We start from the raw sequence: 21540 nt of genomic DNA on the forward strand, positions 1-21540 counted from the left end.
GCTCCTGGTTACACTGGCTAGAGCTCTGTTCCGATGGGATCGGAACGAAGCTCTAGATTCTTGTTTTGACGCGTTTTCTTAACGCGAACCGTTATCCACTTCGCTTGAAAACGCTCTAGTCTTGCCAGCCTTCGTTCCTGATCACCCGCACGAGGTGGCGGCTGTGATAGTCCGCGCTGCCCGCATTGAGGATGGTGACATCGGCTTGCGCGGCCATATCGTCGACGCTGCGTGCGAGGCGGTCGGCGATGTTGCCGTCGCTGTGCCGGGCCCGCGCGGCAAGCCGCTGCGCCAGCACATCCGGCGGTGCCGTGATTGCGACCACGACGACGTTGGCATAGGCTTGGCGCAGCGCGCCGATCACGGTGCGCGAGACATTGGCGACGACCGCGCGCCCGGCCCGGATGTCGTCATTGATGTCCAGCGGCAAAGCATAGGAATGCCCGTGCGCCTCCCAATGCACGGCGAAATCGCCGTGCTCGCGCGCGCGGCGGAAGTCGTCGTGACTCATCGCCAGATTGTCCTCGTCGGCGGAGGATTCGCGGGTCACGACACGGCGCGGGAAGACGACATTGTGATCATCGATGCAGGCGGTTTGCGCGAGCCGCAACAACGTGTCCTTGCCGGCGCCGCTGGGACCGACCACGAGCACGAGCCGCCCGGGTCCGATCCGGCCAGCTTCGTCCTGTGCCATGGTCGCGGTCTCGCTCATGCGACGCGGCTTCCCTCACGCCAGACGCTGCGGACGACGGGAACGCTGCCGGCAATGTGGACACGGATCAAATCGGCGCGCTTGCCGATTGCGACCTCGCCGCGGTCGGTGAGGCCGACCGCCTCGGCCGGCGCCTTGGTCACGGTGCGAACCGCCGCGGGGAGGCTGATGGCGGGAACATGCTCGGGCAGTTGCAGCGCGGCCATCAGCAGGCTCGACGGGATGTAATCCGACGACAGGATGTCGAGCAGGCCTTCGCGGGCGAGATCGACCGCGGCGATGTTGCCGGAGTGCGAGCCGCCGCGCACGACGTTCGGCGCGCCCATCAGGATGTCGATGCCGGCCTGGTGCAGGCCGCGCGCGGCCTCCAGCGTGGTCGGGAATTCCGCCACCGAGACGCGATCGCGCACGGCGTCCGCGACGTTCTCCTCGGTGGTGTCGTCGTGGCTGGCGAGCGGAATTTTGTACTCATGCGCGAGCGACACGATCTCGCGCATGTTGGCCGCAGCATAGAGCCTCTGATATTCGAAGCGCTTGGCGAACAGCTCGTCGAGCTCGACATCGGTCTTGCCGCCGCCCTTGCCGCGGTAATAGTCGCGCAGCTTGACCTCGTCGCGGAACTGGCGCTGGCCCGGCGTGTGATCCATCAGCGACATCAGCTTGACGTCGGGCCGGTCGATCAGCTCCCTGGCCTCCTCGACCACGCTCGGCATCGGGATTTCGCAGCGCAGATGCAGGAAGTGATCGGCGCGCAGCAGGTCGGCCTCGCGCGCGGTCGTGATCGCGGCGGCGAGCACGCCGGCGCGGCCGTCGACTTCCTCGGCGCCGTCCTCGCGCCAGACCCGGAGCGAATCGAACACGGTGGTGATGCCCGACGTTGCGAGCTGGCCGTCATAGGAGATCACGGCTGCGACCGGATTCCAGAACACTTTTGGCCGCGGCACGTAATGCGCTTCGAGATGATCGGTGTGGAGCTCGATCAGGCCGGGCATGATCAGGTCGCCGCCGGCATCCTCTGCGCCCGCAGGCGCCCTGCCCTCGCCGATCTCGGCGATGCGTCCATCGGCAAGAGCGAGCCAGCCCTGCTCGATCACCCGGTCCGCCAGCACGATCCTGGCGTTGGCGATCAATGATTCCTTCGGCTTGGCGTTCATTTCAATTTCCTTCAGGCCGCGGCGGCAAAGCTGGTGACGTCGACGATACGGTCGGCAATCAAATGGCGGATTTCGTCGTCATGGACAATGGCGACCATGGCGACGCCCTGGCGCTTCTTTTCAGCGACCAGCTCGACCACCACCGCGCGGTTGGCGGCATCGAGCGAAGCGGTCGGCTCGTCCAGCAGCAGGATCGGCAGGTCCGAGATGAAGCCGCGCGCAATGTTGACGCGCTGCTGCTCGCCGCCGGAGAAGGTCGCGGGCGGAAGCTGCCAGAGCCTTTGGGGGATATTGAGGCGGTGCAGCAGCTCGCCTGCGCGGACTTGCGCATCGGCGCGTGCCATGCCGTTGACAATCAGCGGCTCGGCGACGACGTCGATGGTCGCAACGCGCGGCACCGCGCGCAGAAACTGGCTGACATAGCCGATGGTCGCGCGGCGGATGTTGAGGACCTGCCGCGGCTCGGCGGCGGCGAGATCGACCACTGCGCCGCGATGGCGGATGCCGATGCGGCCGGAGTCGCAGCGGTAATTGCCGAAGATCATCTTCAGGATCGACGATTTGCCGGCGCCTGATGGCCCCGACAGCACGACGCACTCGCCGGGATTGACGTGGAAGGTCACGCCGCTGACGACAGGCAGCTCGATGCCACCCTGCAGATGCATCGTAAAAGTCTTTTTCGCGTCGGCAATTTCGATCATGGCGGTCATTGGCTGGCTCATGTTGTAAGCTTATGGCGGCAGGATCGAGGAGACGAGGAGCTGGGTATAGGGCTCGCGGGGATCGTCGAGCACCTGGTCGGTGAGACCGGTCTCGATGACACGGCCGCCCTTCATCACCATCACCCGGTGCGACAACAGCCGCGCGACCGCGAGATCGTGGGTGACGATGATGACGGCGAGATGCAGCTCGGCGACGAGGCTGCGCACGAGGTCGAGCAGGCGCGCCTGCACGGAGACGTCGAGGCCGCCGGTCGGCTCGTCCATGAACACCAGCCGCGGCTCGGTGACGAGGTTGCGGGCGATCTGGAGGCGCTGGCGCATGCCGCCGGAATAGGTCCGCGGCGCATCATCGATGCGCGCGATGTCGATCTCGACGCGGGTCAGCCAGTCGGAGGCGCTGTCGCGGATGCGGCCATAGTGATTCCAGCCCACCGCCATCAAGCGCTCGCCGACATTGGCGCCGGCCGACACCGCCATGCGCAGGCCCTGCGCGGGATCCTGGTGCACATAGCCCCAATCGGTGCGGAACAGGAAGCGCCGCTCGGCTTCGCCGAGCGTGGTGAGATCGCGGGTGATTCCGTCGCGCATCCGATAGGAGACTTGGCCGGCGCTCGGCGCGAGCTGGCCCGACAGCATTTGCAGCAGCGTCGACTTTCCCGAGCCCGATTCGCCGACGATCGCCAGCACTTCGCCGGGATAGAGCGCGAACGACACGTCGCGGCACGCGGCGATGCGGCCATAGGACTTGCTGAGGGAATTTGCGACCAGCAGCGGCTGATCGTTTTCGAGAGCATCAGCCATGGGAGCCCGCCTTCTCCTTGTATGGCGCGGCGCTAAGGCTGCCGTGATGGCCGGCGGCCTGACGACCCTCGCAATAATCCGTGTCCGAGCAGACGAACATGCGCCCGCCCTGGTCGTCGGTGACGATCTCGTCGAGATAGGAATTCTCGGCGGCGCACAGCGCGCAGGGCGCGTTGAAGCGGTACGGCTCGAAGGGATGATCCTCGAAATCGAGCGACACCACCTGCGTGTAGGGCGGGATCGCGTAGATCCGCTTCTCGCGGCCGGCGCCGAACAGCTGCAGCGCCGAGGAATTGTCCATCTTGGGATTGTCGAATTTCGGCGTCGGCGACGGGTCCATCACGTAGCGCGCGTTGACCTTCACCGGATAGGCGTAGGCCGTCGCGATGTGGCCGAAGCGGGCAATGTCTTCATAGAGCTTCACATGCATCAGGCCGTATTCGGCGAGCGCATGCATGCGCCGCGTCTCGGTCTCGCGCGGCTCGAGGAAGCGCAGGGGTTCCGGGATCGGCACCTGATAGACCAGAACCTGGTTTGCGTGCAGCGACGTCTCGGGGATACGGTGGCGGGTCTGGATCACGGTCGCGTCTTCGGTCGCCGTCGTCGTGGCAACGCCCGCGGTCTTGGCGAAGAACTTTCGGATCGAGATCGCATTGGTGGTGTCGTCCGATCCCTGGTCGATCACCTTCAGCACGTCGTCGGGGCCGAGGATCGCGGCGGTGACCTGCACGCCACCGGTGCCCCAGCCATAGGGCATCGGCATCTCGCGGCTGGCGAACGGCACCTGATAGCCGGGGATCGCGATCGCCTTCAGGATGGCGCGGCGAATCATCCGCTTGGTCTGCTCGTCGAGATAGGCGAAATTGTAGGCGGGCGCGTTCATTCCGCGGCCTCCTTCATGGCATCGGGCGCATTGGCCTCGGCAAATTCCTTGCGCAGCTTGCGGAGCAGGCCGAGCTCGGACTGGAAGTCGACATAGTGCGGCAGCTTCAGATGCTCGACGAAGCCGGTCGCCTGGACGTTGTCCGAATGCGACATCACGAATTCTTCATCTTGCGCGGGGGCCACGGCCTCTTCACCGAGCTCGCGGGCGCGCAGCGCGCGGTCGACCAGCGCCATCGACATGGTTTTGCGCTCGCTCTGGCCGAAGGCGAGGCCATAGCCGCGGGTGAAGCACGGCGCTTCCGTCGCAGAACCCTTGAACTGGTTGACCATCTGGCATTCGGTCAGCTCGATCGAACCGAGCGGCACGGCGAAGCCGACGTCTTCGGCGAAAAACTCGACCTCGACCTCGCCGAAGCGGATCTCGCCGACGAAGGGGTGGTTGCGGCCATAGCCGCGTTGGGTGGAATAGCCCATCGCCAGCAGGAAGCCCTCGTCGCCGCGCGCGAGATTTTGCAGGCGCAGGTCGCGATCAGCCGGAAAGTTCAGCGGTTCGCGGGTGAGATCGCCGACGCTGGCGCCGTCCTCGGCTTGCGGCGAGGATTCGATCAGCCCGTCGCGGCCGAGAATATCGGTGACACGCGGCGTCGGCGCGGTCGATGCATCGGACGTCGCGGGCACCTCAGGCACGAAGCCTTCGGCCAGCGAAGGATCGAGCAGGCGATGCGCGTAGTCGAAGGTCGGCCCGAGGATCTGGCCGCCGGGAATATCCTTGAAGGTCGCGGACACCCGCCGCAGCACGCGCATCGCGCCGGTGTTGACAGGCTCGCTCGCGCCGAAGCGGGGCAGCGTGGCGCGGAAGGCGCGGACCAGGAAGATCGCCTCGATCAGATCGCCGCGCGCCTGCTTGATCGCCAGCGCCGCGAGCTCGCGGTCGTAGAGCGAGCCTTCGCTCATGACGCGGTCCACCGCGAGGCCGAGCTGCTCCGAGATCTGGTCGAGCGTGACCTCGGGAACGGTCTGGTCGCCGCGCCGCGCATGGGCGAGCAGGCGATGGGCGTTCTCGATGGCGCGTTCGCCGCCTTTGACTGCGACATACATGCTTCAGCTTTCCTTGCTCACGACGCGCGTGGTGCGGGGGATCGCGACCACGGCGTCATCGGCGACCAGCACCACGTCGATGCCGCGCGGAAACAGCGCCTCGTTCATGCGCAGACGCTCGAACAGGTCGAGAGGCTTGACCGAGGCCTGGAGCATTGCGACGCCGTCGATGCCGGGGCCGCGCAGCTCGAAGCTGCGCCCTGAATCAAGGCTCTCGATCTGAATGATCACCGTGGTCGAACGATCCGGATATTCGTTGGTGCCGAGCGCGAAGCGCTCGAGCGTCGGCAACAGGACGCCATCGCTGATCAGCGCGAAGCTCGCGATCGAGGAGTCCTGCACGACCGGCGCGCCGGTGTGGAACTTGAGCCATTTCACGACGTCGGGGCTTTCGGCCATCCGTGCGTCGAGCCACAGCGGCGTGTCGTGGTCGAACAGCGTCAGCGCGATCGCAGCGGTGCCGCGCATCATCAATCCGGGCGCTCCCGCCATCGGCACGATGCGCTGGACCGAGCCCGGTCGCGCCATCGCGTCCATGACCGAACGAAAGGTCGATTGCGCCGACAACACCTTGTCGGCGAACCCCGGCGGCAATTCCGCAATCGTGGTCATGATCTCACCCCTCACCGCGCACCATGGTGTAGAAATCAACCTTCGTCGCAGCGGTCTCGGCCGCCGCCTGCTTGCGCTTGACCATAAGCTGCTCCCGTAACGGCGCGATCACGTCGCGCTCCACGGCCGTTTCAAAATCCCGCGACTGCGCCAGCGCGTCGCACAATGCGATCAGCCGCGCCTTCTCGCCATCGCGCCCCAGCGCATAGCCGAAGCCGACCTCGCCGCTGGCGAGCCGCACCGCGGCGCGCGACACCGTCGCTTCGCCGAGATTGAACGGCGCGCCGTCGCCGCCGACCCGGCCGCGCAGCATGACGAGGCCGTTTTCCGGCGCGCGCAGATCCTGATGGGCCGGGAGAGCGAGAGCGCGGAGGCGAGCGGCGATCTCGCCCGCCTCCGCGTGCGCCAGCACGGCCATCGCGGCCTGGCGCTGGGCTTGCTGGTTGTTGTGCTGGGTCACCAAATCCACCGAGCTTGTGACAGAACTTGCCGAATCCAAGTTGTCTATGATACTAGACAACTTGATACGCAAGCGCCATGACTGTTTCGTGACAAAGGCGTGATTTCTGGGCTAGGCTGACCGGCGATATGAGCATGCAAGACACTGCATCGTCGGGCGTCGCGCTGTGGCGCCTCGTTGCCGACGGCATCGAGCGCGGCATCGCCGACGGCCGCTTTGCGGCCGGCGACAAATTGCCGGGTGAGGTGGAGATCGCCGAAACCTATCGGGTGAACCGCCACACCGTGCGGCGCGCGCTGGCAGCGCTTGCCGAGCGCGGCCTCGTGCGCGCCGAGCGCGGCAGCGGAACCTATGTCGAGGCGCAGAAGCTCGCCTATCCCTTGCGCTCGCGCACGCGCTTCTCCGAGATCGTCGGCGCCGACGGCCGCGAGCCGCAGGGCCGGCTGATCGAAGCGTCCGACGACGTCGCGACCCGCGAACTGGCGCGGGAACTGGGATTGAGGACCGGCGCGCCGCTGGTGCGGATCGAGGCGATCCGCCTCGCCGACCGCACGCCGATCTGCGTTTCCACCACTTGGCTGTCAGCGGAACTATTTCCTGGCGCGGGCGAGGTGTTCGCGGCGACGCGATCGATGACGAAAATGCTCGAACATTACGGCGTGCGCGACTATCGCCGCGGCGCGACCCGGATCACCGCCGGGATCGTGGACGCGACGGATGCCGCACGGCTGGATCTTCCGCTGGGACGACCGATCCTGGTGGTCGATGCGACCGACCACGGTCTCGACGGCAAGCCGCTGGTGACGAAGCATTCGCGGTTTGCGGCGGAGCGGGTGGAGTTTTTGGTGGAGCCGTGAGGGCGCTCTCTCCGCGATACCGGGCTCGTAGGGTGGGCAAAGCGAAGCGTGCCCACGACTTTGATCATGTCGGAGAAATTCGTGGGCACGGCGCTGACGCGCCTTTGCCCACCCTACGGGCACCTTTGATCAGGCCACCGCCCTGCGCCCAATAATCGCGAAGCGCAGCTTGCCCGAGATGAAATCGATCGCGGCGACGGCGACCAGGATCATCAGGATCAGGAACGACACCTTCTGCCATTCTAGCACGCGGATCTGCTCGGCGAGCTGGAGGCCGATGCCGCCAGCGCCGACGATGCCGATGATGGTGGCCGAGCGCGTGTTGGATTCGATGAAATAGAGCACCTGGCCCGCGATCACGGGCAGAACCTGCGGCAAGAGTCCGAAGCGGATCTCGTGCAGCGGGCTGCCGCCGGAGGCGCGGATGCCTTCGACCTGCTTCTGGTCGGCGCCCTCGATCGCCTCGGAGAACAGTTTGCCGAACGCGCCGAAATCCGACACGGCGATGGCGAGCACGCCGGCGAACGGGCCGAGCCCGACCACGTTGATCCACACCAAAGCCCAGATCAGCGTATCGACGCCGCGGATCGAATCGAGAAAACGTCGCACGGGAAAGCGCAGGATCTGCGAGGGGATGACGTTGCGCGCAGCCAGCAGGCTGACCGGCAGCGCGAACACCGCCGCCAGCGTGGTGCCGAGCAGCGCGATCGACAGCGTCTCACCCAGCGCCTTCAGATAGATCGGCAGCGAGGAGCCGGGATCCGGCGGGATCATCATCAGGCTGATCCAGCCGAGCTGGCTGAGGCCGTTGAAGAATCGCGACGGCGAGAAGTCGAGATCGACGAGGCCGTAGACCAGGATTGCGAAGGCGGCGACGATCATCGCCGGCATGGCGAGCCGCGCCGAAGCCGGCCGGTCGAACACGTCGGGGTAGCGCGCACGAAGCGCTGCGGTGTCGACCTCCTGCGGCCCCGTCACGTCCGCGCCTCCTTGCCGAACAAGCGGCCGCGCAACCAGCCGGTGGTGATGTCGATGATGAAGACCGTCACGATGATGGTGAGAAGGATCGCGCTGACGTCCGAATAATAGAACTTGCGGATCGCGACGACGAGCTCCTGGCCGATGCCGCCGGCACCGACAAAGCCCATCACGGAGGCCTCGCGGACGTTGATCTCGAAGCGCAGCAGCGCGTAGCTGGCATAGCCCGCGGTGACCTGCGGCACGACGGCGAAGCGCATGCAGGACAGCCAGCTCGCGCCGGTCGAGCGGATGCCCTCGACCGGCTTCATGTCGGCATTCTCGACGATCTCCGAGAACAGCTTGCCGAGCGCGCCGGTGGAATGGATCGCGATCGCGAGCACGCCGGCCATCGGGCCGAGCCCGAAGGCGATGACGAAGATCAGTGCGAAGACGATGCCGGGAACGGTGCGGGCGAATTCCAGCAGGCGCCGCACGACAAAGCGCAACCAGGGCGCCGGCGAGGTGTTTTCAGCCGCGAAGAAGTTCAGGCAAAACGCGAAGGTCGCGCCGATCAGCGTGCCGACATAGGAAATCAGCAGCGTTTCGCCCAGCATCCTCAGCCATTTGCGCCAGCCCCAGAGCCACTCGCCGACATCGGTCCAGACCCGCTGGCCGCTGTCGAGCGTGAAGATGCGGTCGAAATAGCTGAGAAAGTTGCCGAAATAGGTGAACAGCGTGCGCAAATTCACTTCGGCGCCAACCGCGGCGAGCACCAGCGCGGCAGCAAAGACCACAATGCCCAACAGGAGGCGCCATCGCCTGCGCGCGACCGCCTGGCGATAGGCGGCGTTGAGCACGGCGAGTTGTTGCTCGGGGAGGATCGAAACCGCGACGGTCATCGGATCAAAAAGAGTGGCCGATCAAAAGGTCAAAAGAGAAAGAGCCGGGTCCATCGACCCGGCTCGAGGTGCTCGTCCCAAAAACTCAGGACGCCTTCTTCTTACGCAGTGCATCGACGAACTTGATCAGCTCGATCGTGCCATCCCAATCCTTGGTGGTGGCGGAATGAAAACCCTTCTTCTGGCCATCCTGGAGGCGATCGAAGGCCACCTTGTCCTTGGCCGGCGCATCGAAGAACGCCTTGGTGATCGCCGCCTTGGCGTCGTCCGGCAGGTCGGAGTTATAGGCATAGGGGCCGTTGATGATCGCCGCCGACTTGTGGATGATGCGGAAATCGTCCTTCTTCATCGGCGAGCCGTCGGCGTTCTTCAGCATGCCCTTGGTCAGCATCTGCGCCAACGTCGAATCGTCGTCGCTGGTCCACTGGTTGGCGGCGACGTCGACCGTGCCCTGCGCCAGCGCCAGCATCGCGTTCTCGTGGCTGCCGGTGAACACGACCTTGCCGAAATAGCCGTCAGCGTCGGCGATGCCCATCTTGTCGAGCTCGAAGCGCGGCACGTTGTTGCCGGAGGTCGAGTTCGGATCGACGAGGCCGAGGTTCTTGCCCTTGAGCTGGTCGATGCTCTTGTAGGCGCTGTTCGCCTTGACGAAGAACACGGAGTAATAGCCGGTCGAGCCGTCGGCGTTGATGTCGTTGGCAAAGGCATCGGTCTTGACGCCGGTCAGGCGGGCGCGCGCGAACGAGGCCGAGCCGTAGCTCGCGATGTGGATATTGCCGGCGCGCTGGCCTTCGATGACGGCGGCGTAGTCGTTGGCGATGCGCAGCGTGACCTTCACGCCCAATTCCTTGGAGAGATAGCTCATGAACGGCGCCCAGCGCTCGGTGACGCCGGAGGCGTTCTCGGCCGGAACAACTGCGAAGGTCAGCTCGGGATATTTGACTTTCCAGTCTTCGGCGGAAGCGGAGGCGGTGAAGGCAAGCGCGGCAGCGCCGGCGAGAACTAATCTGCGAGTGATCATGGTACCCTCTTCATTGGTTGGGGTCGGTTGACGCAAAACTTGCAACAAAACAGGTGGCGCGGCTTAGGCCGCCGCGGCCGTTCCAAGTGCCGGCACGCCCTCGGGCGCCGGGACCGGCATGCCGCCCATGACATCGGTGGCTTCGAGATCGTAAAGCTCGCGCGCGACGTGATCGGTCAGCGCGGCCGGCGCGCCGTCGAACACCACACGACCCTGCGCCATGCCGATCAGGCGGTCGCAATAGCTGCGGGCCAGATCGAGCGAATGCAGATTGCAGAGCACGGTGATGCCGAAATGCTTGTTGATGCGCAGCAGCGCATCCATGACGATCTTGGTGTTGCGCGGGTCGAGCGAGGCGATCGGCTCGTCGGCGAGGATGATGTCGGGCTGCTGCACCAGCGCGCGGGCGATCGCGACACGCTGCTGCTGGCCGCCGGAGAGCTGGTCGGCGCGCTGGGCGGCGAGCGAGGCGATGTCGAACTGCTCGAGCGCGGACATCGCCAGCGCCTTGTCGTGCTCGGGCCAGGTCTGCGTCAGCGAGCGCCAGGCCGGCATCGTCGCGAGCCGCCCCATCAGGACGTTGGTGAGAACGTCGAGCCGGCCGACCAGGTTGAACTGCTGGAAGATCATCGCCGAGCGCGCGCGCCACTGACGTAATTCCTTGCCGCGCAGCGCCGTGACGTCGAGGCCGTCGAACAGGATGCGGCCCTGCGTCGGCGTCGCCAGGCGATTGATCATGCGCAGCATGGTCGACTTGCCGGCGCCGGAGCGCCCGATCACACCGACGAAGCCGCCGGGGGAGACTTGAAACGAAGCGTCGTCCACCGCGGCTTTTGCGCCGAAGCGGCACGTCAGACCTTCAACCACCAGCATGCAGGACTCCAGAGTAGCTGGAGCCAACCGCTAACGCCGGCGCTTGACACTTGTGTGACACGTGCATTGCGGTGCGGCGATCCAACACACGCCATCCCCTGTCATCGCGGCGTCATGACATCGTCATCAAGCCGCTCGAAGAGAAGCGCTCGCCCCCGCGTTTCGGATGCAACATGGCCGCCAAGCTCCTTTCGGTCCAGCCGACCATCGATCCCACGGCGAAGCTCCATGAGACCAGGCTCGGCGCCTATACCGAGGTCGGCGCGCGCACCATCCTGCACGAAGTGGCCATGGGCGATTACTCCTATGTCGTGAACGATTCCCAGATCACCTACACCACCATCGGAAAGTTCTGCTCGATCGCAGCCATGACGCGGATCAATCCGGGCAATCATCCGATGCACCGCGCGACGCAGGCGCATTTCACTTATCGTTCGAGCACCTACTTCGAAGGTGAGAGCGACGACGCCGAGTTCTTCGACTGGCGCCGCCAGCATCATGTCCATATCGGCCATGACGTCTGGATCGGCCATGGCGCCATCGTGCTGCCGGGCCGTAACATCGGCACCGGCGCAGTGATCGCGGCCGGCGCCATCATCACCAAGGACGTGCCGGCCTACACCATCGTCGCCGGCAATCCGGCGCGCATCGTGCGGCGGCGGTTCTCGGAGGAGATCGCCGGCCGGCTCGCACGCCTCGCCTGGTGGGACTGGGATCACGACAAATTGCGTGCAGCGCTGCCCGATTTCCGCCGGCTCGGGATTGAAGATTTCCTCGCGACATATGAAGCACGGACAAATTCCTCCCGCAGCAGCAAGAAAAGCGCCATCGCGTGACAGACATTTTCCTTGAAGGCGGTCGGGCTCTGATCGGCGCCGAGCTCGTCGAGACCTCGATCAGCGTCTCCGGAATGGACATAGCGCAGGTCGATGCCTCCCGCGGCCGCGCGCGCCTTGCGATCGACGCACGCAACCTGCTGGTGCTGCCCGGCATCGTCGATCTGCACGGCGATGCCTTCGAGCGCCAGATGATGCCGCGCGCCGGCGTCGACTTCCCGATCGACGTCGCGCTCGCCGACAGCGACCGCCAGGCGATCAGCAACGGCATCACCACTGTATTCCACGCCACGACCTGCTCGTGGGAGCCGGGCCTGCGCAGCACAACCAACGCGCGCGGCCTGATGGAGGCGATCGAGCGGCAGCGCCCGCAATTCGCCGCCGACACCCGCTTCCATTTGCGCCACGAGACCTACAATCTCGACGCCGAGCAAGAGATGAGCCAGTGGCTCACTGAGGGCCGCGTCGACCTGTTCGCCTTCAACGACCACATGGACGGGGTCGTTGCCGACATCTCCAATCCGCGCAAGCGCAACCGCATGGTGGAGCGCACCGGGCTGTCGAGCGAGGATTTCGACCGGCTGGTCGAACGCGTCGTATCCCGCGCTGCGGATGTGCCGGCTTCCGTTTCGCGGCTGGCTGCTGCCGCCCGCGCCGCCGAGGTGCGGATGCTCTCGCATGACGATGCGACGCCGGCGATGCGCGGGGAGTATCGCGCCATGGGCGCGCTGATCGCGGAGTTTCCGATCAACGAGGAGACGGCGCAGGCGGCGGCAAGCCACGGCGATGCCATCGTCTATGGCGCGCCGAACGTCGTGCGCGGCGGCAGCCACACCGGCTGGACCAGGGCTTCCGACATGATCGCCAAGGGGCTCTGCTCGGTGCTGGCGTCGGACTATTATTATCCGGCGCAGCTTCTCGCTGCGTTTCGCCTCGCCGCCGATGGCGTGGTGCCGCTGACGAAGGCCTGGGATCTGGTCTCCGGGGGGCCGGCACGCGCGACCGGCCTGACTGATCGCGGCGTGCTCGCCGAAGGATACCGCGCCGACATCCTGCTGGTCGATGACACCGTGAAGCTGCGGCCGCGGCTGATCGCCGTGATATCCGGCGGCAAGCTCGTGCATCTCACCGATGCGGCACGGCTGCTCGCAGCGGCGGCGACGCCGCGCGAGGCTGTCGTCGCGGCATAAATTGGTTATGCTGAGGTGATGACAGGTTTTCCCCGCTACGCGATCTATTTTGCCGCAGGCAGTGACAGCGCCCTCACCCGTTTCGGCGCTGAGCTGCTCGGCTACGATGCCTATACGGGCGACGAGGTTTCGTTTCCGCATGAGGCACTGCATGTCGCGCCGGACTGGCGCGACATCACCGCCGATCCCCGCAAATACGGCTTTCACGGCACGCTGAAGGCGCCGATGACGCTGGCGTCCGGCAAGACTGAGACCGAGCTCGCCGCGGTCTGCGCGGCATTCGCCGGCAAGGCGCGGCCGATCCCGGTGGTCCGGCCGGTCGTCGATTCCATCAGCGGCTTCATCGCCGTCATTCCGGCCGAGCCCGTCGGTGCGCTGCAAGAATTCGCCGCCGAGTGCGTTCGCGAATTCGACTCTTTTCGTCCAGACCTGACGGCCGAGGACCGTGCGCGGCGCAAGCCCGACAAGCTGAGCGAACGGCAGCGCGATTATCTTGACCGCTGGGGCTATCCCTACGTGATGGAAGAATTCCGCTTCCACATGACGCTGACGGGGCGGCTGGATGCGGAACGGCGCGGGCCGATTCTGGAGATGCTGAGGGCGCGGTTTGCGGCGTTGCAGCTCGATGCGCTGGCGATCGATCGGCTCGCGCTGTTCAAGCAGGACGATGCGACGGCAAGATTCCGCATCATCGGCGAGTGGGCCTTGGCGCAGTAGATATCAGCGCCAGCTCGCGAGATTGAAGGCGAGCGCCACCGCGCCGACCAGAACGAGGCTGGTTGCCCAGACCGCATCCAGATTGAACCAGCTTCGCGAGACGAACTTCAAGCCCAGATAGCGGTAGACCAGCCACGCCAGACATCCGCCGGCGCTGACCATGGCGGTCACGTGCACCAGGGACACCAGCACCGCCGTCCCGAAGCTTGCCTTCATCAGCGCGCCCGCCGCCTCATGGCCAGCATCGAGCTGGAGGGCCTGACAGAGCCCGAGGTAGATCGGCACGAGCATCAAGGCGGCGCCGTGAGCAATGGCGACGGCAAACGACCAGAGTGCCAATTGCGTTGGCGGAATTCGTGTTAGCGCGCGGGGATGGCGCCGCGCGATCAACCGATAGACGCCGAAGCCGATGACGAGAAGGCTCGCGACGAGCTGGATCGAACGCTGCCACTCGGCCAGCACGAGCAGGAACGCGAATGGCAACAGTACGAGAAGTGTTGCCAGGAGATGTCCGGCCGCCAGGGCCCACAACGCACGAAAGAGCGCGCGCGGACTCTTGTCCATGAGCCCGGCCGAAACGGCGAGCGGCCATCCCATTCCTGGATTGACCCCGTGGTAGAGACCGCTCGCAACAAGTGCGAGCCACAGCCAGCCAAGCGCCGGGCTCGCATGCCCCCAATCTAGACCGACGGGTAGCAAAAGGAGTCCGTCGAACAATCGCCGCCCTCCAGCCTGATCTGGTGCGCACGATACCCGTCGGGGAAGCTGACGAAATAGTCCTTGTCGAGCTCGAGGCCGCCGTTGTGACCGACATTGGCCATGACCTCCACGCCAGGAACCCCATCGGGATAGAACTGGTCGTCCCAGGTGGAATAGAGCGAATTGGTCCAGTACACGCGCTTGCCGTCGCGGCTGATCTCGACCATCTGCGGACCTGCCGCAAAGGCCTTGCCGTTCGGATGCGGCGTGCGGCGCGCGATGCCGCCGATATGAACCGAGCCTGCAAGCTTCGGCTTGCGCGGATCACTGACGTCGTATTGGCGCATTTCACCCGTGCCCCAGCACGAGACATAGAGAAACCGGTCGTCCATCGACAGGTCGATGTCGGTCACCAGCGGCGGCACGGCGCCAAATCCCTGCAGCAGCGGCGGGAGCTTCTCCTTATCCGCGGGTTCGGGCGGGATCGTCGCCGTCTTCTCGGCATGGAATTTCCCGCCTTCGCGCCACCAGGTCCAGATCGATGCTTCGAGGTTGGTGGTGTCGACCACGACGCCGACGAAGCCGTATTCGCGAACCGGATCGTGCGCGGGCCGCACCTCCAGCGCCATCTGATGATTGGCGCCGAGGTCGATGGTCTGCACGTTGCGCCGGGCGCGGAGATCCCAGAAGTGGAGGCAATGGCCATATTTGTTCGACAGCAGATCCTCCGGGACGATCCCGTTCTCGAACTGCGGCGGCAACGCCCATTCGCTCGTCACCATGTAGTCGCGCGGCAGGTTCCACCAGAAATCATAGTGCCGCGTCTGCGGACCGCGGTCGATCTCCCATCGTCCAAGGACCTCGAACGTCTCGCAATCCATGATGAAGACGCCTGGAGGTCCGTCGGTGCCGTCCTTGCCGCCGCCACCCAGCGTGCTCACATAAATGCCGTCCGGCCCGCAATGGATGGTGTGCGGCCGCGAGTAGCCGGTCTTCTTGAAGACTTCCTCGGGCTCGATGATCTTGTGGATCCTGGCTTGGGTCGGATCGGGCTTGGTATCGATGATGTAGATCCGCGACGAGCGCAGCCCGGGGATGATGAGATAGCGCCGCTCGATGAACGCGTGTCCGGCGAGCGGAGACAAGGCGGAGGAGCAGGCATTCCAGCCGAAATGATGAAACTCATCGCCCTTGTTGGGCATCGTCACGGTGTGGACGATCTGGCTGTAGGTCGGCGATCCGGGCTTGACGTCGATAACCGCGAGAGCATCCGGCTTCGAGAAATCCGGACTGAGCAACAACGTGTAGGCAAAGTTCTCCGCAGGTGCTTCCATCGCGAGCCTGGGCGATGCGTGAAAGGTGGGATCCGGCCTCATCGTCATGGCACTGCCTCCCTGTTCTGTCGGTTCGCGCCAACCTGACTCGGGATAACGGCATAATGAAGTTGTTACGCGATGGTTCGAGATGCTCCGCAGGGCCTGGTTGGCCGGCGTACAATATGTCATCGCCGGGCTGCGGGAAACCGCCCAAGCCGCGCTAATTCGACGCCTTCAGCCGAAATGGGCAGACCCGTCATTGCGTGCCAACGGGTCCGCGCGATGCGCGGCCCGATGACAGGCTTCGCGAAGCAATCCAGATTTCTTGCACGGAAACAGTCTGGATTGCTTCGTCTGTCCGCCCTCGCAATGGCGGCGGAGAGAGTTACTTGCCCCACCGCAGCGCCAGCGCGTCGCGCTCCTTGGCGAGCTCCAGCAATCCCGCGCGCGTCGCCGGATGCAGCGGCTGCAGGGGATGCCGCACGGCGTCCGACTTGATCACGCCGCCGGCCTGCATCATGGCCTTGCAGGCGATCAGGCCGCATTGACGGTTCTCGTAATTGATCAGCGGCAGCCAGCGCTCATAGGCGGCCTTCGCCTCCTCGCGCTTGCCTGCAAAATAGGGATCGATGATCTGGCGGATGCCGTCGGGATAGCCGCCGCCGGTCATGGCGCCGGTGGCGCCGGCGTCGAGATCGGCGAGCAGCGTGATCGCCTCCTCGCCATCCCAGGGACCCTCGATGTCCTTGCCGCCCGCCTCGATCAGGCTGCGCAGCTTCGACGCCGCGCCCGGCACCTCGATCTTGAAATAGCGGATGTTGGAGAACTCGCGCGCCAGCCGCGCCAGCAGCTCGACCGACAGCGGCGTGCCGGCGACCGGCGCGTCCTGGATCATGATCGGAATATTGATCGCGCCCGACAGTACCTTGAAGAATTCGACGATGCCCTTCTCGGGCACGCGGAAGGTCGCGCCGTGGTAGGGCGGCATCACCATCACCATCGCGGCGCCCGCCGCCTCGGCCTGCTGGCTGCGCGCGGCGCAGACGGCGGAGCTGAAATGCGTGGTGGTGACGATGACGGGCACCCGTCCCGCGACATGCTCCAGCACCGCGTGCATCACGCTTTCGCGCTCGGCATCGGTGAGCACGAACTGCTCGGAGAAATTGGCGAGGATGCAGAGGCCGCTCGAGCCGGCATCGATCATGAAATCGATGCAGCGGCGCTGCCCGTCGAGATCGAGCTCGCCACGCTCGTCGAAGATGGTGGGAGCGACCGGGAACACGCCGCGATAGGGGCGCTGGGCCTTGTGTGGGGTGACCGGCATCGAACTCTCTCCATCCCTGATGCGTCTGTGGCTGCACGCGCGCAGCGGCACAGATGTACCCGCCGCGCGGAGCGGCGGCAATGCCCGCGCGGCGTCAGAATGGAGCGACGAAGCGAAACTATGCGGTCTTCACGGCTCCCAAAAAGCCCTCGACCGCGACGCGGAGACGATCGGCGTCGGCCGACATCTTCTTCACGGATTCCGACAGCACCGAGCCGGCGTTCCCGGTCTCCTGGTTGAGCCTGGCGACGCTGCCGATGGTGTCGGTGACCTCGCGGGTTCCCTGCGCCGCCTGCTGGAAGTTGCGCGAGATCTCGGTGGTGGCCGCGCGCTGCTCTTCGACGGCGGCGGCAATTGCCGTCATCTTCTCGTCGATGCCGCTGATGGCGCCGCCGATCGAGCGGATCGCGGTCACGGCCTGGCCGGTCGCGCCCTGGATCTCCTCGACCTGGCGGGAAATTTCTTCCGTCGCCGTTGCGGTCTGGGCCGCGAGACTCTTGACCTCGCCGGCGACCACGGCAAAACCGCGGCCCGCCTCGCCCGCACGCGCGGCCTCGATGGTGGCGTTGAGCGCCAGGAGGTTGGTCTGGCCGGCGATGGCGTTGATCATCTTCACGACCTCGCCGATCCGGCTCGCGGTCTGGTCGAGGATCTCGACCGTGGCGTTGGTCCGCTCGGCCTGCGAGACGGCCTCGCGTGCTTCGCGGGCGCTGGACTGCACCTGCGCGGAGATCTCGCCGACGGACGCGGAGAGTTCTTCGGTCGCGGCCGCAATGGTCTCGAGATTGTTGGTGGCCTGCTCGGCGGCGGAGGAGACTGCCGCGGTCTGGCTGCTCGATTCCGACACCAGCGTGCGGACATCGGTCGCGGTGGCATCGAGCTCCTTCGCCGACGCTGCGACGCTGTGGATCACCGCCTGCACGGCGTCGTCGAAGGTGCGGCAGGCCTCGTCCACGGTGCCGGAGCGGGCGAGCTGCAAGGCCTGTTGCGATTCGCGCTCCTGGCCAAGACGCTCGGCGGTTGCCGCGCTCTCGCGCAGGCTTTCGAGCGCCGCGGCCATGGTTCCGAACTCGTCGGGATGCCGGGATTGCGGCACCGGCGTCGCATAGTCGCGGGCACCGATGCGTGCGATGGCGTCGAGAATGGCGCGGACCGGGCGCATCAGGCGATTGCGCACCACATACACGCCGGCCATGGTCACGGCGAGCGCGAGCAGGAATGCGAGCGACTGCACGACGAGATTGGTGAGCGCCTTGGCCTGCACGGTCTCGGCCCGCGCGATCGACTGATCCAGCGCCTTGTTTGCGACCCCGACAATGAGCGGGAACGGCGACTGGCACAGCGTGTTCCAGTCCGCGGCGGACATCGCGGGCTTGCCGCTGCCGTCGAAATTCTTCGTGAGGTCGCCGATCTGCTTCAGGACCCCGTCGGTCTTGGCCTTTGCGTCCGCTGCCGCCGTCACCAGCTCCGCCGTCACGTCGGGCGCAGCCAGCAGCTCGGCCATGCCAGCCCAGCCGGAGGTGATGGTGCCATCCCATTGCGCCACGGATCGCTTCTGGGCGTCGTCGAGCGGCCTGCTGGCATTGACGTTCGAGCGAAGCGACGAGCAATGGATGCCGTAGCGATCGCGCACCTGCCAGGCGAAGCGGCGGACCTGGATCATGCGGGCGATGTAGGGATCGTTCATCCAGGCGCGGTTCGACACCGCGGTGGAGGCGAGGTTGGCGGTGTCGATGACCTTGGTGACGGCATCGTACCAGGAATTGGTCCGCTCGATCTTGCGCTCGGCGCGGGGACGCTTGGCCTCGTCATAGAACAGCTGGAATTGCGGCGCGGCATCGCCCCAGCGCTGCTTCAGCGTGCTGGCGAGTTCGTCGCGGCGGGCGAAATCGACGGTTGCGAGCGCGACACCAATGGCGTCAAAGCCGGCCTGCTCGGCCTTCTCCGCCGCTTCGAGCTTGGCGCGCGGATCGTCCTCGCCAAGGATCGCGCTCTGGGCATCGCCGCGATTGTTGCGCAGCGACAGTACGCCGTGGAAGATGGCCTTGTCGGCGGCAGCAAGCCGTGCCGTTTCGAGACTGTCGCTGTAGCGGCCGAAGGCCCCGGCCATCTGGAACGCCGTAGAGGCCAATGCGCCGGCGGCCAGCAGGGCCATCAACGTCAGGAGAAGCGAGCTTACCGATTTCTTAAACATTGCCGTTCTTGAACATTGTCTGGGTCACAAGGGGCCTACTCTCACGAGGGGCCACCTTGCACCGCGAATGCCAATGTTTCGTTAAGGTTGTAGGCAAATACCAGCTTTCCCGCCGGCCGCGCACCCGCCGGCCAAGCCTCCTTACGCCACCTTGGTGAAATCCGGCGGCCGCCGTTCCGCAAACGCCGTGAACGCTTCGCGCGCCTCGGCGGTACGCAGACGCTGCGCAAACTGCTCGCCTTCCGCATTCATCTGCGCGACCAGTGCCTCGCCGTTGCGCATCAGCTTCTTGGTGGCGGTGAGCGCGCCGGCCGGCTGGCGCGCCAGGCGCTGCGCCAGCGCAAGCGCCTCGGCATCGAGCTTGTCGAGCGGCACCACGCGGTTGGCGAGACCCCATTCCAGCGCGGATTTGGCCGGCACGGTCTCACCCAGCGCGAACATCTCGTAAGCGCGGGCATAGCCGATGCGCGCCGGCATCAAGAGGCTGGAGGCGGCTTCCGGCACCAGCGCGAGGCTGACGAAGGGCGTCGACAATTGCGCGTTGTCGGCGAGCACGACGAGGTCGCAATGCAGCAGCATCGTGGTGCCGACCCCGACGGCGCGGCCCTGCACGGCCGCGACCAGCGGCCGGGTGCAGCGCGCCAGCGACTGGATGAAGCGCACCACGTTGCGGCTGCCTTCCGACTTGCCGCTCGCCACCGCCGCGAACTCGCCGACATCGTTGCCGGCGGTGAACATGTCGCCTTCGCCGCGGATCAGGATCACGCGGGCCGACGGATCGAGCTCGGCGGATTCGATGGCATCGGCGAGCTTGCCATACATCGCATCCGTCAGCGCGTTCTTCTTGTCGGGACGTGCCAGAGTCAGCGTGAGAATTCCACCGTTGTTCTCGATCCGGACGTGCTCGGTCATGGCTCTCTCCTTCTATTCATTTGGCTCTCTCGGAAACTTGTCCTGAATGCTGGTCAGCCAGCGCGCGACGATATCGATCTCCGCAGCAGTAAATCCTTCCGTCAGCGCCGCATTGACCTCCGCCGCCGACGCTTTCGCCTGCGCCAGCGCGGTGCGGCCCTTCGGCGTCAGCCACACGCGCCAGGCGCGCCCGTCTTCGCGATCGGCCCGCCGCTCGATCAGTTTAGCGGCCGTCGTGCGATCGACGAGGCCGGAAATCCCGGCGGGCCCCAGATCGAGCGCCGCGCCCGCCTCGCCCATCAGGACGCCGTCCTGCTTGCCGAGAATGAAGAGCAGCCCCGCCTGCGCCGGCGTCACCTCGCTCGAAGGCTGCGCCGCCATCCAGCGCTGCAAGCGCCGCTGCGCAACGCTCAACAGGTAGATCAGCCGATGATGCCTCGCGCCGGCCTCTTTATTTCGCATGCGAAATATATAGCCGAGGCGGACCGGATTGTCAAAAATGGGGGCTGCTAGGGCATGATCCGGAAAAGTGCGAAGCGGTTTTCCGAAAAGATGATGCTCAAACAACAACCTAAAGCGCGATGACGATTCATCGTAATCTCATCGTGCTTTAGGGCAATTTGGCGCGGCAGCCGTCCAGGAACAGGGCCGCGCAGGTCCTGACGCGGCGCTCGACCTGCTTGCGTGACGGCAGCGGCATGCCGCCATAGATCGCCGCGCGCTGCGGCGCCGATGCGACCATGCCGATCAGCATGCCGGCGACCTCCTCCGCATCGTCGATGGCGATGCGCCTGCGCTTGACCTGGATGCGCAGCCAGCCGGCGAGCGCCCTGACCGTGCGGGAGATGCCATTGTTGTAGAAATTGGCGGCGAGCTCGGGAAACGCGGCGGATTCCTGGAGCACCATGCGCTGCAATGCCACGACCTCCGGATCGAGCGCGAGATCGGCGCAGGCCATCAGCGCGGCGCGCAGGCCGGTTTCGATGTCGACCTCGTCGCTTCCTTGCAGATCGACCGCGGAGAGCAGCCGCTCGAGCCTGTCCGCGCACATCGCCTCGAACAGCGCGGCCTTGCCCGGGAACAGCCGGTACAGCGTCTTGGTCGAGATGCCGGCGCGGCGCGCCAGCTCCTCGGTGCTGGTCGCGGCGTAGCCCTCGACGGCGAAGGTGTGCCGCGCAGCTTCGAGGACGATTCGCGTCGTCTCCTCGTCGCTGCGCACCGGCGGCCGCCCGCGGGGGCGTGCTTCGCTGTCCGATTTTGCCTGAGCCATGCTTTTAAATGACGCCTGTCATTCCATT

At 65.7% G+C, this 21540-nt stretch carries 23 protein-coding genes; 4 read left to right on the forward strand and 19 right to left on the reverse strand.

The genetic code is table 11. The features are described from left to right. Window positions 1–115: 115 nt before the first annotated feature. From phnN to phnG, 8 genes are read right to left on the reverse strand one after another with little or no spacing between them, the layout of a single operon-like run. A complete protein-coding gene (gene phnN / locus I3J27_RS36655) occupies window positions 116–712 on the reverse strand; it encodes a phosphonate metabolism protein/1,5-bisphosphokinase (PRPP-forming) PhnN (protein WP_270163672.1) in 597 nt (198 codons plus the stop codon). Then, window positions 709–1866, reverse strand: a complete 1158-nt coding sequence (locus I3J27_RS36660; RefSeq protein ID WP_270163673.1) for an alpha-D-ribose 1-methylphosphonate 5-triphosphate diphosphatase — start codon at window positions 1864–1866, stop codon at window positions 709–711. The genes phnN and I3J27_RS36660 overlap by 4 nt, the downstream gene beginning before the upstream one ends. Before the next feature lie 11 nt (window positions 1867–1877). After that, window positions 1878–2576, reverse strand: coding sequence for a phosphonate C-P lyase system protein PhnL (gene phnL, locus I3J27_RS36665; protein WP_270163674.1), 699 nt, complete (start codon window positions 2574–2576; stop codon window positions 1878–1880). 21 nt (window positions 2577–2597) lie between these two features. Next, window positions 2598–3389 carry a phosphonate C-P lyase system protein PhnK gene (phnK, locus tag I3J27_RS36670; RefSeq protein ID WP_270163675.1) on the reverse strand — a complete coding sequence of 264 codons (792 nt, stop codon included), beginning with the start codon at window positions 3387–3389 and terminating at the stop codon, window positions 2598–2600. Further along, complete coding sequence (locus I3J27_RS36675; RefSeq protein ID WP_270163676.1) at window positions 3382–4272, reverse strand: alpha-D-ribose 1-methylphosphonate 5-phosphate C-P-lyase PhnJ; 891 nt, start codon at window positions 4270–4272, stop codon at window positions 3382–3384. Before I3J27_RS36675 ends, phnK begins: the two co-directional genes overlap by 8 nt. After that, window positions 4269–5372: a carbon-phosphorus lyase complex subunit gene (locus I3J27_RS36680; RefSeq protein ID WP_270163677.1), complete on the reverse strand. Its 1104-nt coding sequence runs from the start codon at window positions 5370–5372 to the stop codon at window positions 4269–4271. The genes I3J27_RS36675 and I3J27_RS36680 overlap by 4 nt, the downstream gene beginning before the upstream one ends. Before the next feature lie 3 nt (window positions 5373–5375). Then, window positions 5376–5984, reverse strand: a complete 609-nt coding sequence (gene phnH, locus I3J27_RS36685; RefSeq protein WP_270163678.1) for a phosphonate C-P lyase system protein PhnH — start codon at window positions 5982–5984, stop codon at window positions 5376–5378. 4 nt (window positions 5985–5988) lie between these two features. Continuing rightward, window positions 5989–6453: a phosphonate C-P lyase system protein PhnG gene (gene phnG / locus I3J27_RS36690; protein WP_270172977.1), complete on the reverse strand. Its 465-nt coding sequence runs from the start codon at window positions 6451–6453 to the stop codon at window positions 5989–5991. Window positions 6454–6572: 119 nt separating this feature from the next. Here phnG and phnF point away from each other — a divergent pair, with 119 nt between their 5' ends. Next, window positions 6573–7301, forward strand: coding sequence for a phosphonate metabolism transcriptional regulator PhnF (phnF, locus tag I3J27_RS36695; protein WP_270163679.1), 729 nt, complete (start codon window positions 6573–6575; stop codon window positions 7299–7301). 129 nt (window positions 7302–7430) lie between these two features. Here phnF and phnE (I3J27_RS36700) read toward each other — a convergent pair whose 3' ends face one another. The 4 genes from phnE (I3J27_RS36700) to phnC all read right to left on the reverse strand — a co-directional run bounded on the left by phnE (I3J27_RS36700) (window position 7431) and on the right by phnC (window position 11054). Continuing rightward, window positions 7431–8279, reverse strand: a complete 849-nt coding sequence (gene phnE / locus I3J27_RS36700) for a phosphonate ABC transporter, permease protein PhnE (protein ID WP_270163680.1) — start codon at window positions 8277–8279, stop codon at window positions 7431–7433. Further along, window positions 8276–9160 carry a phosphonate ABC transporter, permease protein PhnE gene (gene phnE, locus I3J27_RS36705; protein ID WP_270163681.1) on the reverse strand — a complete coding sequence of 295 codons (885 nt, stop codon included), beginning with the start codon at window positions 9158–9160 and terminating at the stop codon, window positions 8276–8278. The genes phnE (I3J27_RS36700) and phnE (I3J27_RS36705) overlap by 4 nt, the downstream gene beginning before the upstream one ends. 85 nt (window positions 9161–9245) lie before the next feature. Continuing rightward, window positions 9246–10181: a phosphonate ABC transporter substrate-binding protein gene (gene phnD, locus I3J27_RS36710; protein WP_270163682.1), complete on the reverse strand. Its 936-nt coding sequence runs from the start codon at window positions 10179–10181 to the stop codon at window positions 9246–9248. 63 nt (window positions 10182–10244) lie between these two features. Beyond that, window positions 10245–11054 carry a phosphonate ABC transporter ATP-binding protein gene (phnC, locus tag I3J27_RS36715; protein WP_270163683.1) on the reverse strand — a complete coding sequence of 270 codons (810 nt, stop codon included), beginning with the start codon at window positions 11052–11054 and terminating at the stop codon, window positions 10245–10247. Between the two features lie 173 nt (window positions 11055–11227). Here phnC and I3J27_RS36720 point away from each other — a divergent pair, with 173 nt between their 5' ends. Genes I3J27_RS36720 through I3J27_RS36730 form a run of 3 tightly spaced genes read left to right on the forward strand, consistent with a single transcriptional unit; the run spans window position 11228 to window position 13797 of the window. Beyond that, window positions 11228–11890 (forward strand): transferase hexapeptide repeat family protein, encoded by a 663-nt coding sequence (locus tag I3J27_RS36720; protein ID WP_270163684.1) that lies wholly within the window; start codon window positions 11228–11230, stop codon window positions 11888–11890. Next, a complete protein-coding gene (locus tag I3J27_RS36725) occupies window positions 11887–13080 on the forward strand; it encodes an alpha-D-ribose 1-methylphosphonate 5-triphosphate diphosphatase (RefSeq protein ID WP_270163685.1) in 1194 nt (397 codons plus the stop codon). The genes I3J27_RS36720 and I3J27_RS36725 overlap by 4 nt, the downstream gene beginning before the upstream one ends. Window positions 13081–13098: 18 nt before the next feature. Then, complete coding sequence (locus I3J27_RS36730) at window positions 13099–13797, forward strand: DUF1045 domain-containing protein (protein ID WP_270163686.1); 699 nt, start codon at window positions 13099–13101, stop codon at window positions 13795–13797. 3 nt (window positions 13798–13800) lie between these two features. On the opposite strand, the gene I3J27_RS36735 is transcribed toward I3J27_RS36730, so the two are convergent. The 7 genes from I3J27_RS36735 to I3J27_RS36765 form a co-directional block, all read right to left on the reverse strand. Then, complete coding sequence (locus tag I3J27_RS36735; protein ID WP_270172978.1) at window positions 13801–14394, reverse strand: hypothetical protein; 594 nt, start codon at window positions 14392–14394, stop codon at window positions 13801–13803. Between the two features lie 83 nt (window positions 14395–14477). Beyond that, window positions 14478–15878, reverse strand: coding sequence for a selenium-binding protein SBP56-related protein (locus I3J27_RS36740; RefSeq protein ID WP_270163687.1), 1401 nt, complete (start codon window positions 15876–15878; stop codon window positions 14478–14480). 319 nt (window positions 15879–16197) lie between these two features. After that, window positions 16198–17136, reverse strand: a complete 939-nt coding sequence (locus tag I3J27_RS36745; RefSeq protein WP_270163688.1) for a dihydrodipicolinate synthase family protein — start codon at window positions 17134–17136, stop codon at window positions 16198–16200. 118 nt (window positions 17137–17254) lie between these two features. Next, entirely contained in the window at window positions 17255–19330 is a 2076-nt protein-coding gene (locus I3J27_RS36750; RefSeq protein WP_270163689.1) for a methyl-accepting chemotaxis protein, read from the reverse strand. A gap of 141 nt (window positions 19331–19471) precedes the next feature. After that, window positions 19472–20242: an enoyl-CoA hydratase gene (locus I3J27_RS36755; RefSeq protein ID WP_270163690.1), complete on the reverse strand. Its 771-nt coding sequence runs from the start codon at window positions 20240–20242 to the stop codon at window positions 19472–19474. Window positions 20243–20254: 12 nt separating this feature from the next. Next, window positions 20255–20704 carry a MarR family winged helix-turn-helix transcriptional regulator gene (locus tag I3J27_RS36760; protein ID WP_270172979.1) on the reverse strand — a complete coding sequence of 150 codons (450 nt, stop codon included), beginning with the start codon at window positions 20702–20704 and terminating at the stop codon, window positions 20255–20257. Window positions 20705–20852: 148 nt separating this feature from the next. Then, a complete protein-coding gene (locus tag I3J27_RS36765) occupies window positions 20853–21512 on the reverse strand; it encodes a TetR/AcrR family transcriptional regulator (protein WP_270163691.1) in 660 nt (219 codons plus the stop codon). Window positions 21513–21540 lie beyond the last annotated feature (28 nt).

The sequence above is a fragment of the Bradyrhizobium xenonodulans genome, assembly GCF_027594865.1.
In the GTDB taxonomy this organism is placed as follows: Bacteria; Pseudomonadota; Alphaproteobacteria; order Rhizobiales; family Xanthobacteraceae; genus Bradyrhizobium; species Bradyrhizobium xenonodulans.